The organism is Microbispora rosea (assembly GCF_900156315.1).
GTDB classification, from domain to species: Bacteria; Actinomycetota; Actinomycetes; order Streptosporangiales; family Streptosporangiaceae; genus Microbispora; species Microbispora rosea.
Window position 1 is genome coordinate 1 of sequence record NZ_FTNI01000032.1, and the last position, 16102, is coordinate 16102.

The window sequence follows — 16102 nt, forward strand, 5'->3', positions numbered from 1 at the left end:
GCGTTGACGAGGCGGTAGTCGGAGCCGGAGGCGGTCGGCTCCCAGGTCTGGGAGGAGGAGCCGGTGCACGACTCCTGCTGGACGGCCTTGCCGGCGGAGGTGGAGGCGTCCTTGACGCCGGCGCATTTGCCGCTGTTGGCGGCGGCCAGGCGGAAGCCGCTGCCCTGGGCCGACAGGTTCCAGGTCTGGTTGCTCGCGCCGTTGCAGCTGGAAACGGTGAGCTGCACGCCGTCGGAGGTGCTGCCGCCCGGGACGGTGAGGCACAGGCCGCTGGCGCCGTTCACGATCCGGTAGGCGCCCGCACTGGGTCCGGCACTGGGCGCCGCGCTGGAGACGCCGACGAAGACGCCGCCGACCAGGGCGGCGACCCCGGCCACGGTGCCGATCACGGTGCCGATCACGGTGCCGATCACGGTGCCGATCACCCCGACTCCGGTTCTGGTTCTGGTTCTCAAAGCCGAGCTCCTTGCAGGTCGTGCAGGACCCCTGACCGAGGGGGCGAACTCCTGGTCCCGCGAGGGGGATGTTCATGAATGAGAACAGCATTCATGAGGAGGAACAACACGCATCAAATTACGGATCTGTTGACCATCGGTCAACGACTTCGCCCGCCCTGGTCCGCAGGCCACACGGGCGTTCACCCCGGTGGGGCAGGTGGAGACGGACGGAAGTCCTTTGAGATCATCGTGAAACGTTCACGCCGGGACACGGGGAGAGATGCCGGGATGACCGAGGAATCGAGGACGCCCTTCAGCGCGTGGTTGCGGTCGCAGAGCGAGCCCGACTGGACGGCGGTGGTCACGCACCCCTTCGCGGAGGCGATCGGGAGGGGCACCGCCGGCATGCGCCGCTATCTGGAGCAGGACTTCCAGTTCGTTGACGCCTTCACGGCGCTGCTCGGCGCCGCGGTCGCCGCCGCGGACACCTTCGAGTCGCGGGTGGCCGTCGGCCGCTTCCTCGGGCTGACCGTCGCCGACACCGAGCGGGGCTACTTCCACCGCGCGCTCGCCGAGGTCGGCGGTGAGCCGGCCCCGCCCACGCTGGAGCCGGTGACGGTCGAGTTCCGGGACCTGATGGACGAGGTGCGCCGCGGCCAGGACTATCCGCTGATCCTGGCGGTGTTGTGCGTGGCCGAATGGGCCTACCTCGGCTGGGCCTCCCGGATCGTCGAACTCCCGGACGGCTTCGTCCACCGGGAGTGGATCGAACTGCACAGCGGGCCGGAGTTCGAGGCGTGGGTGGGCTTCCTGCGCGGCGAGCTCGACCGGCTCGGCCCCGGGCTCGACGAGGACGGCCGGGCCAAGGTGCTCGACGTCTTCCGGCGGGCGACCACGCTGGAGCGCCGCTTCTTCGACATGGCGCTCGGTTAGGCGCGCAGGGCGAGGGCGGCGAGGCGGCGCAGGGACACGCGCAGGAAGACCGCGCTCACCGGCCCGGCGATCCGCCAGCCGATCCGGCCGGCCAGGCCGAAGGGCACGTGGAGGTTCTCCTCCCAGATGATCCTGCTCCCGCCGTCCGGGCGGGGCAGCACGTGGAATCGCCCGACTCCGCGCACGACGCGGCCGGTGTGGCGGACCTCCACCTCGTGCGGCGGACGCCAGCCGGTGACGTCCATCGTGTCCACAAACGACAGCGGGCCGACGCCGGTGGCCGCCGCGAGCCTGCTGCCCCTGCTGCGCCCGTCACCGGCCACCACCCACGCGCGGGTCAGCAGCATCCACTCGTGGTGCCGGGGCCAGTCGGTGAGCACGGCGAACACCCGATCCGGGCTCGCCTGCGCGTCCACCGCCACCGAGAGGGTCTCCACGCCGAGGGTCCTACCCAGGAAAGCGACCTACCCCAGGAAGCGGATGTCGCGCGCGGGAGCGTCGCCGGCCGCGAACTCCAGCAGGCGCTCACCCTCGGCCGCCAGGGCGTCGCGAGTGGCGGCGCCCAGCGGCTCGAACGGCTCGATCTCCAGGACGGCGGTCTCCCCGGTGCGCTGGGTCCCTCTCCGCTCGATCCGCCACAACCCGGCGACGAAACCGTCGACCAGGATCGTCGCGCGGATGATCCCGTTGACCGTGAAGACCCGCGTGCGGTGCTGCTCCGCCATCACCCGCGTCCGGTCGGCGTGCGAGAGCAGCAGGTTGTCGAACTCGGGCAGGAACCGCGCCGGCGCCTCGGCGTCCGGGCCGGGCAGCGGCGCCCCGGGCAGGTCGAACAGCTCCACCCCGTTCTCGTCCCGATACGCGACCAGATCGAGGTTTCTCACGACGGCGCGCAGCCCGGTCAGGCCCGACCAGATCTGCATGTCCTTGACCGACGCCGGCCCGAAGGCGCGCAGGTAACGCAGCACCATGTCGCCGGCGGCCGAGCCGTCGCCGAGCGGACGGCCCAGCCACGACTCGGCGGGGACATGCCGTGCCTGCGCCGAGGCGCCCCACACGCCCCGTGGCGGCACCTGCACCAGCGGCACGACCGCGCGTACGGCCTGGGCCAGCGCCTCGCGGCCCGGCCACCGCTCGGCGAGCAGTTCCTCAAGCTCCGCGAAGCTCAGCGGCCGCTCGTCCATCAGGGCGCGGGCGACGCTCGCCACCTCGCCGAGATCCACTCCGTCCAGCCACCTGCCGTACGACGTGCGCAGCACGCGGTCGAGGAGCGGCTGCACGACCGGGCGCAGGGCGAGGCAGTCGTCGGCGCTGACGAGGTGGATGGTGCCGCGCATCAGCGCGATCCGTACGGCCGTGCGGTCGGTGAGCAGCCCGGCCAGGTCCTCGTGCCGGAAGTCCGGCAGGCGGGTCCACAGGCCGACGTAGGCTGATAGAGGAGCCTGCGACTGCATGCCCACCAGATGCTCGATCGCGGCCAAGGCCTTGACGTCGTGACGACGGAGCAGCATCTGGCGATCGAGCAGCGCGCGGTTGAGCATGCGTCGGGTCAGCACATCGCAAACATAACGACCGGCACCGACAGAACCGGGGGGTGCCGCTGATGATCGCTATCGACGTCCCGCTCTGGGCCGCCCGGCTGCGAGCCCTGCGCCGCGGCCGGCTGTGGAGCCGCCGGGACCTGGAAGAACGGCTGACCGAAGCCGCCGGGGAAACAGAGCCCGGTCTGCCCGCGGACGCGGTGCGCGCCTGGGATGCGGGGGAGCGGCGGCCGGACCCCGGCCACGCGGAGCTGCTGTGCCGCGTGTTCGGCGTGGACGAGGGAGACCTGTTCGTCGGACCGTCGTCGGGCACCGTCCTGTGGCACCACCTGACCGGGATTCCGTTGATGTCGGGCCTGTTCCCCGAAGAGGAGGAGGAGCGGGTCGGCCGGGCCGTCGAGCGTCCCTGGCGCGCCGACGCCGGCACGGCCGGCTACTTCGAGCGGATGCTCGACGCCTGCGCCGCGCCGCACGCGCGGCCCGCCGATCTCGCGGCGGCGCTGCGGCCCGTCTTCGCGGGCGTCGAGACGTTCCGTCGCGACGCCCGGCCGTCCGTACGGGGGCCGCTGCTCGCGCTCGCCGCCCGCGACGCGGAGCTGATCAGCGGGATGGAGCACGAGGCGGGCGACGCGCCGGCGGCGCGGGCGTGGTCCGACCGGGCGATCCGCGAGGCGCGCGAGACCGGTGATCCTCTCGCCGAGGTCTTCGCGCTGGTCCAGCGGGCCGAGCTGGTCGACGCCGCCGCGCCGGGCGAGATCGTCGAGGCGGCCGTGACCGCCCGCGAGCGTTCGGGGGTCCCGGCCGAGGTCGGGACGCTGTCCCTGCGGCGCGAGGCCCGGGCGCACGCGCTTGCCGGTGAGGGGGAGCTGTGTCACCGCTGCCTTGAGGAGTGCCCGGAGGAGCCGGGCGAGACGCGGGCGGAGCTGTGCGCCGGCTGCCTGGTCGACCTCGGCCGGCCGGGCGGCGCCATCGAGATGCTGGAGGGTGAGCCGGCCCCGTCCGCGCCCGCGTACCTGGCGGCGTACATGCTGGCCCGCAGGGCGCACGCGTACGCGGAGGCGCACGAGCGGGACCAGGCGGTCTGCCTCGCCCGGCAGGCACTCGCACTGGCCCGTCGTGCCGGGGCCGCCCGGGCCCTTCGTGAGCTGGGCCGCGTGCTGGTATGACGAGACGTCGCTGTTAGGTTGTGGGCGTTTCGCCAGATTTCTCCTGAAGGGGCGTCCATGTCGGCCGGATCCTCGTTGCCGCCTTCCCTGCTCCGGGCGCTGGCCCGGCCGGTTCCGCCGGGAAGCCTGGCCGACGTCGAGCACGTCGTCTTCGTGATGCTGGAGAACCGCTCGTTCGACCACTACTTCGGGCGGATGCGCGGGGTGCGGGGATTCGGCGACCGCAACGCGGTGTCCACCCGGGCATGGCGGCCGATCTTCGAGCAGGACGGCGTGCTGCCCTTCTCCGTACGGGAGGCGGCGGAGCGGGCGGGGGCCGACCCGATGCTGCTCGACACGCACGACCACACCTGGCTCGGCACCCAGAACGCCTGGGCCATGGGCTGGAACGACGCCTGGGTGCCCAGCAAGGGGCCCGGCGCTATGGCCTACTACGACCGGCTCGACCTGCCCTTCCACTACGAGCTCGCCGACACGTTCACGATCTGCGACGCCTACCACTGCTCGCTGCTGACCTCGACGACGCCCAATCGCAACTACCACGTCTCCGGTCACACGGGCTACGAGCCTGGCACCCGGCAGCGCGCGCTGGACAACGTGGCCTCCGAGGGGGCGGAGGGGCATCCGGGCTACGACTGGGTCACCGCGCCGGAACTGCTGACGCGGGCCGGGCACACCTGGCAGGTGTACCAGGAGTGGGACAACTACGAGTGCAACAACCTCGAGTTCTTCCGGCCGTTCGTGGCCGTGATGGACCGGCTCGGGCTGGGCGGCATGCGCGCGTTCTACGAGAAGGTCCGGGCGGCGGAGGACCCGGCGCCGTTGCTCGCCGAGCTGGAGGCGCGGGTGGCCGCGCTGGAACCCGCCGACCGCGACCTCTACGACCGGGCGCTGCGCCGCGCGCCCGCGGGAGGCCTGGGGGAGTGGTTCGCCGCCGACGTGGCCGCCGGCCGCCTGCCCGCGGTGTCGTACGTCGTGCCCCCGCTGGCCGACTCCGAGCACCCCGAGGGGTCGTCGGCGGTGGAGGGCGGACGGGTCGTCTACCAGCTGCTCGACGCGCTGGGGTCCCATCCCGAGGTCTGGGCGCGTACCGCCCTGTTCGTGACCTACGACGAGAACGACGGCTTCTTCGACCACGTGCCGCCGCCGGTCCCGCCCGTCGGCACCCCTGAGGAGTTCGTCGGCGGGCGGCCGATGGGCCTCGGCGTCCGCGTACCCATGATCGTCGTGTCGCCGTGGAGCGTGGGCGGCCACGTCTGCTCGGAGACGTTCGACCACACCTCGACCGTACGGTTCCTGGAGCGCAGGTTCGGGATCACCGCTCCGATCGGCGAATGGCGGCGGCGGGTGGCGGGCGACCTCACCTCCGCCTTCGACTTCGCCGCGCCCATGGCGCCGCCTCCCGTGGAGACCGTGGCCGCCCCGCGGCCGTCCCCGGCCGGGAACCGGTGGTATCCGCAGGCGCCCGCCGAGCAGCGGATGCCGGTCCAGGAGCCGGGGGTCAGGCCCGCCCGCGCGCTGCCCTACCAGCCGGACGCCGAAGCAGTGGTGCGCGGGCGCTCCGTGGAGATCGCGATGCGCAACTCCGGCGCGGCCTCCGCCCACTTCATCCTGTACGGCTACCTCGGCGAGGTCGCGACGCCGATGCACTTCGACGTGCTCGGCGCGGCGGAGGAGGTGGTCTACTTCCCCTGCCCGTCGTACGACCTGGTGCTCGTCGGGCCGAACGGATTCCGCCGGGAGTTCCGGGGCGGGACGGCCGACCCGGTGGAGGTGACCGGCGCGATCGACGCCGAGGCCCGCGCCGTCGTGATCGCGGTGGCGAACCCCGTATCCCTCCCCGGCGCCGTCCCCGCCGAGGTGTCGCTCACCCCGCTGGCCTACGGGGGCGAGGCGCGTACGGTCCTGGTCGCGCCGGGGGCCACCGCCCGCGTCGAGTGGCACGCCCCCGCCGGGTGGTACGACCTGATGATCGGCGTGGCGGGGCACGACGGGTTCGCCCGGCGGCTGATGGGACACATCGAGAACGGCCGCCCGAGCGTCACCGGGTGACGCCCGGGCCGGGAACGCGGCAGGTCAGGTGCGGACGAGCGGCGTGTCCACGAGGTGCTCGGCGAGGAACCACGCCTGCAGCTCGCCCGTGCGGATGACCTCGGAGACGAGCAGGTCGTTGGTGCCGTCGTCGCCCATCTCGGCCGCGCGGGAGGCGGCGTCATGCGCGGCGACCAGGATCGTCTCGTGCGCCTCCAGGAGCCGGGAGAGCATGGCGGGCACCTCCTCCACGCCGTCCGGCGGCCGCGGGATCACGGTCATCTCCGCCACCTGGCGGGGATCGCCGACCGCGACGCCGCCGAGGGTCTGGATGCGTTCGGCTACCGCGTCGATGATCGGCAGCTGCTCGCTCGCATGCTTGTCGAGGAGCAGGTGCAGCTGGTAGAAGGTCGGCCCCCGCATGAGCCAGTGGTGCTTCTTGTAGAGGCTGTAGAGGATCTGCGTGTCGGCCAGGATCTGGTTGAGCCGCTGGCAGGAGTATTCGCGGGTCTCCCTCGGCAGCCCGACCGGGAAGTCGCGCACGGTCCCGAACGACTGTATCTCGGTGCCCCTCTGGTGAAGCCAGGGCTGGCTGCTCTCACGCATTCTGGAGGAAGGGTTGACGCTCAAGATGTCTCTCCTCGCTCAGTCGATTTATCCCCAATAGTTAGTCTTTCGCCAGGCATGACCTCTAAACGCCTTCTCGGGGCATATATCCCAAGGTGAACCATGTCACACCGGCCACCTGCGTGGCGCTCGCGGTGGTGCTGCTCGCGGTGACCGGCTGCGGAGGCGGCGGGCGGCAGACGCTCACCGTGTTCGCCGACACCTCGCTCACCGCGACCTTCGGCTCGCTGGGCAAGACGTTCGAGGCCGCTCACCCCGGCGTCGCCGTCCGGCTGGACTTCGGGGGCAGCGGCGCGCTGGCGCGGCGGATCGTGCAGGGAGCGCCGGCCGACCTGTTCGCCGCGGCCGGCGCGGCGACCATGCGCGCGTCGGGGGCGCCGAGCCCGCGGGTCTTCGCGCGTGACCGCCTCCAGATCGCCGTGCCGAAGGGGAACCCCGCCCACGTCGCGAACCTGAAGGACCTGGCCGCTCCCGGCGTCAGGGTGGCCCTGTGCGCCGAGGCGGCGCCGTGCGGGGCGGGCGCCCGCGCCGCGCTCTCCGCCGCCGGGGTGACCGTCACGCCGGCCGGCCCCGATCAGAACGGCCCCGATCAGAACGCCGCAGGGGCGCTGACCAAGGTCAGGCTCGGGAAGGCGGACGCGGCGCTGGTCTACCGTACGGACGTCAGGGCGGCGGCGGGAGCGGTGGAGGGCGTGGACTTCCCCGAGGCGGCGAAGGTGGTCGAGGACTACCTCGTCGCGACCGTCCCCGGGACCACGCGCATCGCGCTGACCAGGGAGTTCGTCGACCTGGTCCTGTCCGACGAGGGCCGCAGGGTCCTCGCGGCCGCCGGCTTCACCCCTGTGACAGGGTGACCTGTGGGCCTTCCGTGAGCCGCGCCGCCGTGCGCTCGGCCGTGGCCCTGGCCCAGCGGCCGGTCGTCAGGAGGGCGACCGCCAGCACGATCAGCCCGTACAGGGCGTTGACGCGATAGGCCGCGGCGCTGGAGGCCATGGACCCGGCGATGGCCACGCCGAGGGACTGGCCGACCTGCCTGCTGGTCGAGGCGACCGCGGCGGCCACCCCCGCCTGCGCGAGCGGCATCCCGGAGACCGCGGTGTTGGTGATCGGAGGGTTGAGCATGCCGAATCCGACGCCGAAGATCACGTAGATCCCGAGCAGCAGGGGAAGCGGCGTGGTGAGCGTCACCTGGGACAGCAGCGCCCCGGCCACGGCGAGGCACACGCCCGCGACGACCGACGGCACGCGTGGGCCTCGGGTGCCGACGAGCCGGCCCGACAGCGGTCCCACGATCGTCGTGATCGCCGCGACCGGCAGCGTGCACAGCCCGGCGGCGAGGGCGGAAAGACCGCGGTGGCTCTGCAGGTAGAGCGTGTTGAGGAACAGGAAGGCCCCCAGGCCGGCGAACCCCGACACCGCCATGACGGCCGCGCCCGAGAACGGCGCGCTGCGGAAGAACCGCATGTCGATGAGGGGCTCTGGCCTGCGCAGCTCCCAGACCACCAGCGCGGCCAGGGCCGCCGCCGCGACGACGAAGCAGGCGGCGCTCACGCCGGGGCCCGCCGCCGGGCCCTCGATGATCCCGTACGTGAGAGTGCCGAGCAGGACGATCACCAGCACCTGCCCGGCCGGGTCGAGCCTCCGCGCCGAGGGCGCCTTCGACTCCGGGACGAAGCGCCAGGTCAGGAACAGGGCGAGCAGGCCGATGGGCACGTTGATCCAGAAGATGGCCCGCCAGTTCACCGTGTCGGTGAGCAGGCCGCCGACGACCGGTCCGAGCGCCATGCTGATGCCGGTTACGCCGCCCCACACGCCGATCGCCTGGGCCCGCTCCCTGCGGTCGGTGAACGTGTTCGTGATGATCGACATGGCCACCGGGTTGAGCATCGACCCGCCGACGGCCTGGACGATCCTGGCGGCCACCAGCCAGCCCAGGCTCGGGGCGAGGCTGCACAGCAGCGACCCGGCCGTGAAGACCACCAGCCCGGTCTGGAACGTGCGGCGGCGGCCTATCCGGTCGGCCGTCGAGCCGGCCAGCATCAGCAGGCTCGCGAGCGTCAGCGTGTAGGCGTCCACCGTCCACTGGAGGCCGGAAATCGGCGCGCGCAGGTCGTGCCCGAGCGACGGCAGGGCGACGTTGACGATCGTGTTGTCGAGAGACACGATCAGCAGGCTCATGCAGCAGATGAGAAGAACGAGTCGCCGCCGTCGGCGGGTCATTTGCGACACCACACCACACAACCGTACAGATCTGGTCAGGTAGCGCTTGCGGCAGGGCAAACCGAATGAAATTCTCCTCGCATGCGTGCGACGGCGAACGGCATCGAGATCTGCTACGAGGTGTTCGGCGAGCCGGGGGGACGTCCGGTCGTCCTCATCATGGGGCTCGGAGCACAGATGATCGGCTGGCCCGAGGAGCTCATCGGGCCGCTCGTGGAGTCCGGCCACCGGGTCGTCCGGTTCGACAACCGGGACGTGGGCCTGTCCACCCACTTCACCCCGGCGGACGGCCAGGCGCCCGCCCCCTCGTACACTCTGGACGACATGGCCGACGACACGGCCGGCCTGATGGACGTGCTCGGCTGGGAGAGCGCCCACGTGGTGGGCGCGTCGATGGGCGGCATGATCGCCCAGGCCCTCGCCATCCGCCACCCCGCCCGGGTTCGTACGCTGACCTCGATCATGTCCACGCCGGGGCCCCGGGTGGGACAGGCGACCGAGGCGGCCATGACCGTGCTGACGGCGCCCGCCCCGCAGGACCGCGACGAGGCGCTCGCCCGCGCCGTGGAGACCGCGCGGGTCATCGGCTCTCCCGGCTACGAGATGGACGTCGAGCGCGTCACCCGGGTGGCCGCGGAGTCCTATGACCGGGCCTTCGACCCCGCGGGCACCGCCCGGCAGTTCATCGCCATCCGGAGGTCCGGCGACCGTACGGAGGGGCTGCGCGGGCTCTCTGCGCCCGCGCTGGTGATCCACGGCGAGGACGACCCGCTGATCACCCTCGAAGGCGGGACGGCGACCGCGGACGCCATCCCCGGCGCGAAGCTGCTGACCTTCCCGGGGATGGGCCACGACCTGCCCCGCCCGCTCTGTCCGGTCATCGCGGAGGCGATCGCCGAACTGACCGGGCGGGGCTGACCGGCCTCAGATCTCGAGCTTGTCCTCGATCGCGCGGAGCTGGTGCCGGGCCATCGCGAGGTTGGCCCGGTTGCGGTCGAGGGCGAGGTAAAGGAATAAGCCCTTGCCGCCGCGGCCGGCCAGCGGCCGGATGATGTGATACTGCGTGCTCAGCGTGATGAGGATGTCCTCGATCGCGTCGCTCAGCTTGAGCGCGTCCATCGCGCGGAGCTTGGCCTTGACCACCTCGGTGTTGGCCGCGGCGGCCACCTGGAGATCGAGGTCCTTGGAACCGCCGAGCGTGCCCAGCGCCATCCCGCTCCCGTAGTCGGCCACCGCCGCGCCGATCGCGCCGTCGATGGTCAGCATCTCCTTCAGGGAGACGTCGATGTTCGCCATGTCTCTTCTCCTGTTCTGGGTTGTCATCCGCGTTCGACGATGGCGGCGATCTTGTTCGCCGCCCTGCGTCCCTCGATCCGGAGCAGGCCGAGATTGGCTCCCCGGCCCGCGAGTACGGTGAGGACGAGCGTGGGGCCCGCGGCGTAGCACGCGGTGTGCCCCTGGGCGCCGGAGATCAGCGTCTCCTCCAGCAGCCCGATCCTGGCGAGATCGGTCATCTTCCGGCTCAGCGACAGCAGCGCCGACGTGAGCGCCGCGGTCTGCTCGGTGTCGGCGGCCAGGTCCGTCGTCACGAGCATGCCGTCGATCGTGCAGGTGAGCGCTCCAGTGATCTCGGGCGCGCGTTCGCGCAGGACGACCAGTTCCTCATGTATGTCGTGGCGCAGATCCACCGAGACACCCTTTCCGGCCCGCTTGAGCCATCCGATCACTACAGCGCCTCCAGCGCGTCACGCAGTCTGAGCAGCAGGTTCACGTCGGCCGCGTCGCCGTTCACCTGCGGGAGTCCCGGGGCGGAGCGCTCGGGCTCCCTCGGTTGCGGTGGGAGCGGCTTGGGCGTGCGCTTGGGCAGCGCCGCCGTCTCGTCCGTCACCACCAGCCCGGCCGCCGCGAGCTCCCGTACGGCAAGCAGCGTGGAGTAGGCCGGGCGCCCGAGGCGGCGGGCCAGCTCGACCGGCGTGGCGGTGGAGTCCGCGGCGAGCAGCAGCTCCCACTGGAGCCGGGTGAGCAGCGCGTGCGTGCCCGGGATCCGCCGCAGGGGCGTCACCGGACGCGCGTCCAGCTCGGCGGAGGGCCAGGCCCGTTCCAGCCGGGCCCGGCGCCGCGCGCACTCGCGCAGCAGCCCCTGGACGTCGAAGAACCAGTGGATCCCGAGCCAGTGGGCGTCGCCCTCCTTGAACCTGGTTCGCGCCGTTCTCGACGTGAGCAGGAAGAACGCCGCGTCGAGCGTGGCGGACAGCACGCTGAACTCCAGCTCGCCCCGGCTGAGCACCCCTCTGTCCACCAGCAGGGCGCCGCCGTCGCCGCCGGCGCCGGTCTCCTGCCGCGCGCGGCGGACCCCGTTCGCGCTGATCCGGCCCGACGCGCCGAGCAACTCCTCCACGCCGGGCGTCGCCGCGCACTCCACGTACGCCACCCGGCCGCGGACGTAGAAGACCGTGCCCTCCTTGCCCACCCGCAGCGAACCGGTGGCCTCGTCCTGGGCGAGGCCGGTGAGCACGGTGTCGAGAGTCGGGGCGGCCACCGGTCAGGCCCCCATCAGGACGCGACCAGCTCGTCGGTGATCGTGCGCAGCCGTCGCCGCGCCAGGGCGAGGTTCGACCGTTCCACGTCCAGGCACACGCACAGCAGCAGCGGACCGTCGAACATCATCTCCATGGGCCGCACCAGGTGGTACGCCGTGCCCGTGGTGACGATCACGTCCTCGATCCGGAAGCCCGTCTCCTGGGACGCCATCGCGATCCCGTCGAGCGTGGCGCGGTACGCCTCGCTGAGCCCCGCGGCCGCCCGCCCCGGATCGGGGATCCCCTTTCCCGCGACGGCCATGCCGCTGGTGTGGTCCACGAGAATGGCGCCGAGCGCGCCCGGGATCGACATGGCCTCGGAAAGGCAGTCCTCTATCCCGATCAACCCGTAACTCCTCGCCTCGCCGGTACAGCGCGGCCAACACTAGAGGAGCAGGTGGACGGGCCTTGCGGGCCGAAAACAGATCGGATAAACGGATTAGTCCAGAAGAATAAGAATTCTTCCTCTCGGAATGGTAATCCCGATTTTCATGAAATTTCCTCATGTCGTCGGGACTGGCGCGTGCACCCCGTACGGCGGCCAGAATGGGGGGCGTGGAACGGATTCTCGTCAGCGCCTGCCTGCTCGGCAGCCGGGTGCGGTACGACGGCGGGGCCAAGACCAGCGACGACGACCTGCTCGCCCGCTGGCGCGCGGAGGGACGGCTGGTGCGGTTCTGCCCCGAGGTCGAGGGCGGGCTGCCCGTTCCCCGGCCGCCCGCCGAGATCGAGGGCGGCGCGGGCGGCGCGGCCGTCCTGGCTGGCGCGGCCCGGATCCTGACGCCGGAGGGCGACGACGTGACCGCCGCGTTCCTGTCCGGGGCGCGGCAGGCCCTCGCCGTCGCCCGGTCCCTCGGCGTACGGGTCGCGATCCTCAAGGAGGGCAGCCCGTCGTGCGGGTCCCTGCGGATCTACGACGGCACCCACCGGGGGAGGACCACCCCCGGGCAGGGGGTGACGACCGCGCTGCTGGAGCTGAACGGCATACGCGTCTTCGGCGAGGACCGGATCCCGGACGCCGCCCGCTATCTGGAGTCGCTCACGGGGACAGTGTTCACGGAGAGAGGGGATCCGGGCTGACGATGACGGCCTTCTCGTCGGGCTTGTGCACCAGGACGTTGTCCACGTAGGACCGCACCGCCGCCTCCAGGCCGACGTCCTTGCCGGCGGCCTCCGACATGTACCAGCGGTGGTCGAGCACCTCGTGGAAGAGCTGGGCGGGCTCCAGCTTGCGCCGCAGGTCGGCCGGGATCGCGTTCACCACCGGCTGGAACACCTCGGCCAGCCAGCGATGGGCCACGATCGCCTCGTCCTCGTGCCGCAGGCCAGTTGACACGCGGAACGAGTCGAGGTCGTTGAGCAGCCGCCTGGCCTGGTTCTCCTCCACGTCGAGGCCGGTCAGGCGCAGCAGGCGGCGCTGGTGGTGCCCGGCGTCCACGACCTTCGGCCGGACGATCAGGCGGGAGGTGCCTGCCTTGCGGCGCACCATCATCTCGGCGACGTCGAAGCCGAGCGAGTTGAGGCGGCGCACCCGCTGGTCCACGCGGTGCCAGTCGACCTCCTCGATGATCTCGTCCTCGGTCAGCTCGTCCCACAGCCGCTGGTAGCGCTCGACGAGCTGCTCGGCGAAGGCCAGCGGGTCGATGGTCGGGTGGAGCAGGCCGCCCGCCTCCAGGTCGAGCATCTCGCCGTAGATGTTGACGTGCGCCACGTCGATGTCGTGCGACCGCTGGCCCTCGCTGATCGCCGGGTGGAGTTCGCCGGTCTCGGCGTCCACCAGGTAGGCAGCGAACGCCCCGGCGTCCCGCCGGAACAGCGTGTTCGACAGCGAGCAGTCGCCCCAGTAGAAGCCGGTCAGGTGGAGCCGTACGAGCAGGACCGCGAGCGCGTCGAGCAGGCGGGTCAGCGTGTCGGGCCGCACCGAGCCCGACAGCACCGCGCGGTACGGCAGCGAGAACTGCAGGTGGCGCGTGATCAGGGCGGAGTCCAGCTCGGAGCCGTCCGGGGCGGTCCTGCCGGTGACGATGGCGACCGGCTCGACGGCGGGGGCGTCGTGCCGCGCCAGGTCCCACAGCAGCTGGTACTCCCGCTTGGCATACCTGGTGCTGATCTCCTTGATCGCGTACACCCGGCCGCTGAGCCGGGCGAAGCGCACCACATGCCGGGAGATGCCGCGGGGCAGCGTCACCAGGTGGTGGACGGGCCACTCTTCGAGGGGGACGTCCCACGGCAGCCGGATCAGGTCGGGGTCGCTGGGGGCGCCGGTGATCTGCAGAGGCACCAATCGCTCCTTTTCTGGGGGCTTCCACCCAAGTGTCGCGGATAGAGTCGAGCGCTATGACGCTGGTGGACGAGTTCATCGACTGGTACCTGGCCGAGAACCCGGTCAGGGCGGCCCTCCTGGGGGCCGACGGATACGACCGCACGCTGGGCGATCTCAGCGCGAGCGCCTTCACGGCGCGCGAGCGGGCGGCCGAGGAATGGCTGCGCAAGCTGTCGGAGTCGACGCCCGAGAGTCCCGAAGACGGGATCGACAGGGACCTGGTCGCCGCCCACCTGCGCGGGCAGATCGCGCAGGCCCGCTGGCCGGAGTGGCGGCGCGAACCGGCCGCCTACCTCGGGGTCATCTTCGGGTCGATGTTCACGCCGTTCCAGCAGCGCCTCAAGCCGGAGGCCGAGCTGGTCGACGCCGCCGTCGCACGGCTGGCCGAGGTGCCCGCCGTCCTCGCCGCCTGCCAGGCCAACCTGGACCCCGACCTCGCCGCCGACCTGCTCGTCAGGCGCGGCCTCGACCAGGCCCGTACGGGACGCCGCTTCCTGACCGAGACGCTGCCCGCGCTGATCGGCGATCCGGACCTGCGGGCGCGGCTGGCGCGGGCCGCCGAGCCGGCCGCCGACGCGTTCGACGGACTGGTCCGGTTCCTGGAGGGCTTCGAGGCCAGGGGCACCTGGCGGATGGGCGAGGAGCTCTACTCCGCGCTGCTGCGCGAACAGGAGATGCTCGGCTACGGCGCCGCCGAGCTGCATGAGAAGGGCCGCCAGGCCTGGGCCGAGCTGGACACGCGGATGACCGAGGTCGCCGCCCGCCTCGGCTCCGCCGGCTGGCGGGAGGCGATGGAGTCGCTCATGGACGACCACCCGCCGACCCTGGAGGCCATGCGCGCCGAGTATGAGGCCGAGACGCTGCGGGCGCGCGAGTTCGTCCGCGAGCGCGGGCTGGTGACCTTCCCCGAGGGGGAGGTGTGCCGGGTCGAGCCGTCGCCGGAGTTCCAGCGGCCCATCATCGCCGTGGCCAGCTACCTCGCCCCGCCGCCGCTGTCGTCCTCGCGCGACGGCGTGTTCTTCGTGCCGTACACGCCGGACGGCTTCACCGAGGAGCAGGTGCGGCAGCGGCTGCGGACCAACTCCCGCCCCCAGATGCCCTCGATCAGCGTGCACGAGGGGTACCCCGGCCACCACTGGCACCTGTCCTGGATGGCCGGCAACCCGCACCGCGCCCGCAAGATCTTCCGTACGCCCTACTTCGTGGAGGGCTGGGGGCTCTACGTCGAGAAGCTCATGCACGAGCAGGGCTACTTCGACACGCCCGAGACCGAGCTCGCCCACCTCGACTGCCGCATCTGGCGGGCCGCCCGGATCGTGGTGGACACCGCGCTGCACTGCGACGACATGTCGATCGAGCAGGCGGAGGAGTTCCTGACCACGAAGGCGTCGCTGTCGCCGGGCACCGCCGCAGGGGAGGTCAGCCGCTACTGCGCCTGGCCCACGCAGGCGCCCTCCTACCTCACGGGAGCGCTGGAGATCGAGCGCATCCGGGCGGACTACACGGGCGATCTGCGGACCTTCCACGACACGATCGCGGGCTCCGGCGGGCTCCCGCTCGGCCTCGCCCGGAAGGTCGTGCTCGGCTGAGAGCTCAGCCGCTGAACGCGCGTTCGATGACGGCGGTGAGCTGGTCCTCGGTGAGCACCGCGGGCCGGCCCACCCCGAGGGCGCGGACGTAGACCTCGCACAGCCACTCGAGCAGGCGCGTCGCCTCGAACGCCTGCTCGAGGCCGCCGCCGATCGTCACCGCGCCGTGACTGGCCATCAGGGCGGCCTGCCTGTTCTCGATCGCGGCGATGACGTTGCGGGCCAGCTCCGGCGTGCCGTAGGTCGCGTAAGGGGCGACCCGGACGGCGCCGCCGAGCAGCAGGGCGTTGTAGTGGATCGGCGGCAGCTCGGTCATGGTCGAGGCGACCACGGTCGCGAAGACCGAGTGGGTGTGCACCACCGCCCGGGCCCCCGTCGCCGAATACAGCGCGAGATGCATGGGCGTCTCGGAGGAGGGCTTGCGCTCCCCCTGCACAACGTGCCCTTCGAGGTCGACCACAGGGCAGTCCTCCGGGCGCAGCCGGTCGAGCGCCACGCCCGAGGGCGTGACGACGACCAGGTCGCCCTCCCGGGCGCTCAGGTTCCCCGACGTGCCGATCACCAGGCCGAGGGCCGCCGCCCGCCGCCCGTACTCGCACAGCTCCCGCCGCAGCTCGTCCACCTGCTCGCCCGCCTGCTCGTCCACGCGGGCGAAT

General features: G+C 72.1%; 18 protein-coding genes. 7 read left to right on the plus strand and 11 right to left on the minus strand.

Going from position 1 to position 16102, the window contains the following annotated elements; all coding sequences use genetic code 11:
- The coding region (locus tag BXA11_RS33595; RefSeq protein WP_244303601.1) for an RICIN domain-containing protein at positions 1 to 455 on the minus strand (455 nt) is incomplete at its 3' end.
- A gap of 270 nt (positions 456 to 725) precedes the next feature.
- Between BXA11_RS33595 and BXA11_RS33600 the strand changes: the two genes are divergently transcribed.
- Positions 726 to 1370: a TenA family protein gene (locus BXA11_RS33600; protein ID WP_030511671.1), complete on the plus strand. Its 645-nt coding sequence runs from the start codon at positions 726 to 728 to the stop codon at positions 1368 to 1370.
- Here the strand turns inward: BXA11_RS33600 and BXA11_RS33605 are convergent.
- Complete coding sequence (locus BXA11_RS33605) at positions 1367 to 1807, minus strand: SRPBCC family protein (RefSeq protein WP_030511670.1); 441 nt, start codon at positions 1805 to 1807, stop codon at positions 1367 to 1369. The two genes, BXA11_RS33600 and BXA11_RS33605, sit on opposite strands and share 4 nt — an antisense overlap.
- Positions 1808 to 1834: 27 nt before the next feature.
- Entirely contained in the window at positions 1835 to 2926 is a 1092-nt protein-coding gene (locus tag BXA11_RS33610) for a winged helix DNA-binding domain-containing protein (protein WP_239105098.1), read from the minus strand.
- Positions 2927 to 2973: 47 nt separating this feature from the next.
- On the opposite strand from BXA11_RS33610, the gene BXA11_RS33615 reads away from it, so the two are divergent.
- Entirely contained in the window at positions 2974 to 4077 is a 1104-nt protein-coding gene (locus BXA11_RS33615) for a helix-turn-helix transcriptional regulator (RefSeq protein ID WP_143734675.1), read from the plus strand.
- 57 nt (positions 4078 to 4134) lie between these two features.
- Complete coding sequence (locus BXA11_RS33620) at positions 4135 to 6129, plus strand: phosphocholine-specific phospholipase C (protein WP_076441085.1); 1995 nt, start codon at positions 4135 to 4137, stop codon at positions 6127 to 6129.
- 24 nt (positions 6130 to 6153) lie between these two features.
- Here the strand turns inward: BXA11_RS33620 and BXA11_RS33625 are convergent, their stop codons facing one another.
- Positions 6154 to 6714 (minus strand): Dps family protein, encoded by a 561-nt coding sequence (locus BXA11_RS33625; protein WP_030511666.1) that lies wholly within the window; start codon positions 6712 to 6714, stop codon positions 6154 to 6156.
- Positions 6715 to 6830: 116 nt separating this feature from the next.
- On the opposite strand from BXA11_RS33625, the gene modA reads away from it, so the two are divergent.
- Complete coding sequence (gene modA, locus BXA11_RS33630; RefSeq protein WP_143734676.1) at positions 6831 to 7589, plus strand: molybdate ABC transporter substrate-binding protein; 759 nt, start codon at positions 6831 to 6833, stop codon at positions 7587 to 7589.
- Here modA and BXA11_RS33635 read toward each other — a convergent pair.
- Positions 7570 to 8955 carry an MFS transporter gene (locus BXA11_RS33635; protein ID WP_204053787.1) on the minus strand — a complete coding sequence of 462 codons (1386 nt, stop codon included), beginning with the start codon at positions 8953 to 8955 and terminating at the stop codon, positions 7570 to 7572. The genes modA and BXA11_RS33635 overlap by 20 nt on opposite strands.
- An 81-nt stretch (positions 8956 to 9036) precedes the next feature.
- On the opposite strand from BXA11_RS33635, the gene BXA11_RS33640 reads away from it, so the two are divergent.
- On the plus strand, positions 9037 to 9873 hold the full coding sequence (locus tag BXA11_RS33640) for an alpha/beta fold hydrolase (RefSeq protein WP_076441087.1): 837 nt from the start codon (positions 9037 to 9039) through the stop codon (positions 9871 to 9873).
- A 6-nt stretch (positions 9874 to 9879) separates the two neighbouring features.
- On the opposite strand, the gene BXA11_RS33645 is transcribed toward BXA11_RS33640, so the two are convergent.
- Genes BXA11_RS33645 through BXA11_RS33660 form a run of 4 tightly spaced genes read right to left on the minus strand, consistent with a single transcriptional unit; the run spans position 9880 to position 11880 of the window.
- Positions 9880 to 10251, minus strand: coding sequence for a hypothetical protein (locus BXA11_RS33645; RefSeq protein WP_030511662.1), 372 nt, complete (start codon positions 10249 to 10251; stop codon positions 9880 to 9882).
- A 23-nt stretch (positions 10252 to 10274) separates the two neighbouring features.
- Complete coding sequence (locus tag BXA11_RS33650; RefSeq protein ID WP_030511661.1) at positions 10275 to 10643, minus strand: roadblock/LC7 domain-containing protein; 369 nt, start codon at positions 10641 to 10643, stop codon at positions 10275 to 10277.
- Between the two features lie 38 nt (positions 10644 to 10681).
- Positions 10682 to 11494, minus strand: a complete 813-nt coding sequence (locus tag BXA11_RS33655) for a DUF4388 domain-containing protein (RefSeq protein ID WP_030511660.1) — start codon at positions 11492 to 11494, stop codon at positions 10682 to 10684.
- Between the two features lie 14 nt (positions 11495 to 11508).
- Positions 11509 to 11880 (minus strand): hypothetical protein, encoded by a 372-nt coding sequence (locus tag BXA11_RS33660; RefSeq protein ID WP_030511659.1) that lies wholly within the window; start codon positions 11878 to 11880, stop codon positions 11509 to 11511.
- A gap of 209 nt (positions 11881 to 12089) precedes the next feature.
- On the opposite strand from BXA11_RS33660, the gene BXA11_RS33665 reads away from it, so the two are divergent.
- The gene (locus BXA11_RS33665) at positions 12090 to 12614 is read left to right on the plus strand and encodes a 2-thiouracil desulfurase family protein (protein ID WP_076441224.1); all 525 of its coding nucleotides are present in this window, start codon (positions 12090 to 12092) and stop codon (positions 12612 to 12614) included.
- Here the strand turns inward: BXA11_RS33665 and BXA11_RS33670 are convergent.
- Positions 12589 to 13815, minus strand: a complete 1227-nt coding sequence (locus BXA11_RS33670; protein ID WP_030511657.1) for a DUF4032 domain-containing protein — start codon at positions 13813 to 13815, stop codon at positions 12589 to 12591. The two genes, BXA11_RS33665 and BXA11_RS33670, sit on opposite strands and share 26 nt — an antisense overlap.
- A gap of 56 nt (positions 13816 to 13871) precedes the next feature.
- Between BXA11_RS33670 and BXA11_RS33675 the strand changes: the two genes are divergently transcribed.
- Complete coding sequence (locus tag BXA11_RS33675; RefSeq protein WP_076441089.1) at positions 13872 to 15446, plus strand: DUF885 domain-containing protein; 1575 nt, start codon at positions 13872 to 13874, stop codon at positions 15444 to 15446.
- Between the two features lie 4 nt (positions 15447 to 15450).
- Here BXA11_RS33675 and BXA11_RS33680 read toward each other — a convergent pair whose 3' ends face one another.
- A complete protein-coding gene (locus BXA11_RS33680) occupies positions 15451 to 16092 on the minus strand; it encodes a class II aldolase/adducin family protein (RefSeq protein WP_076441091.1) in 642 nt (213 codons plus the stop codon).
- Positions 16093 to 16102: the final 10 nt, after the last annotated feature.

What these genes read in the sequence shown, in the direction of transcription:
- BXA11_RS33600 (WP_030511671.1), top strand. Translation starts at nt 726, where the DNA reads ATGACCGAGGAATCGAGGACGCCCTTCAGCGCGTGGTTGCGGTCGCAG.
- BXA11_RS33615 (WP_143734675.1), top strand. Translation starts at nt 2,974, where the DNA reads ATGATCGCTATCGACGTCCCGCTCTGGGCCGCCCGGCTGCGAGCCCTG.
- BXA11_RS33620 (WP_076441085.1), top strand. Translation starts at nt 4,135, where the DNA reads ATGTCGGCCGGATCCTCGTTGCCGCCTTCCCTGCTCCGGGCGCTGGCC.
- BXA11_RS33625 (WP_030511666.1), bottom strand. Translation starts at nt 6,714, where the DNA reads ATGCGTGAGAGCAGCCAGCCCTGGCTTCACCAGAGGGGCACCGAGATA.
- BXA11_RS33635 (WP_204053787.1), bottom strand. Translation starts at nt 8,955, where the DNA reads ATGACCCGCCGACGGCGGCGACTCGTTCTTCTCATCTGCTGCATGAGC.
- BXA11_RS33640 (WP_076441087.1), top strand. Translation starts at nt 9,037, where the DNA reads ATGCGTGCGACGGCGAACGGCATCGAGATCTGCTACGAGGTGTTCGGC.
- BXA11_RS33645 (WP_030511662.1), bottom strand. Translation starts at nt 10,251, where the DNA reads ATGGCGAACATCGACGTCTCCCTGAAGGAGATGCTGACCATCGACGGC.
- BXA11_RS33675 (WP_076441089.1), top strand. Translation starts at nt 13,872, where the DNA reads ATGACGCTGGTGGACGAGTTCATCGACTGGTACCTGGCCGAGAACCCG.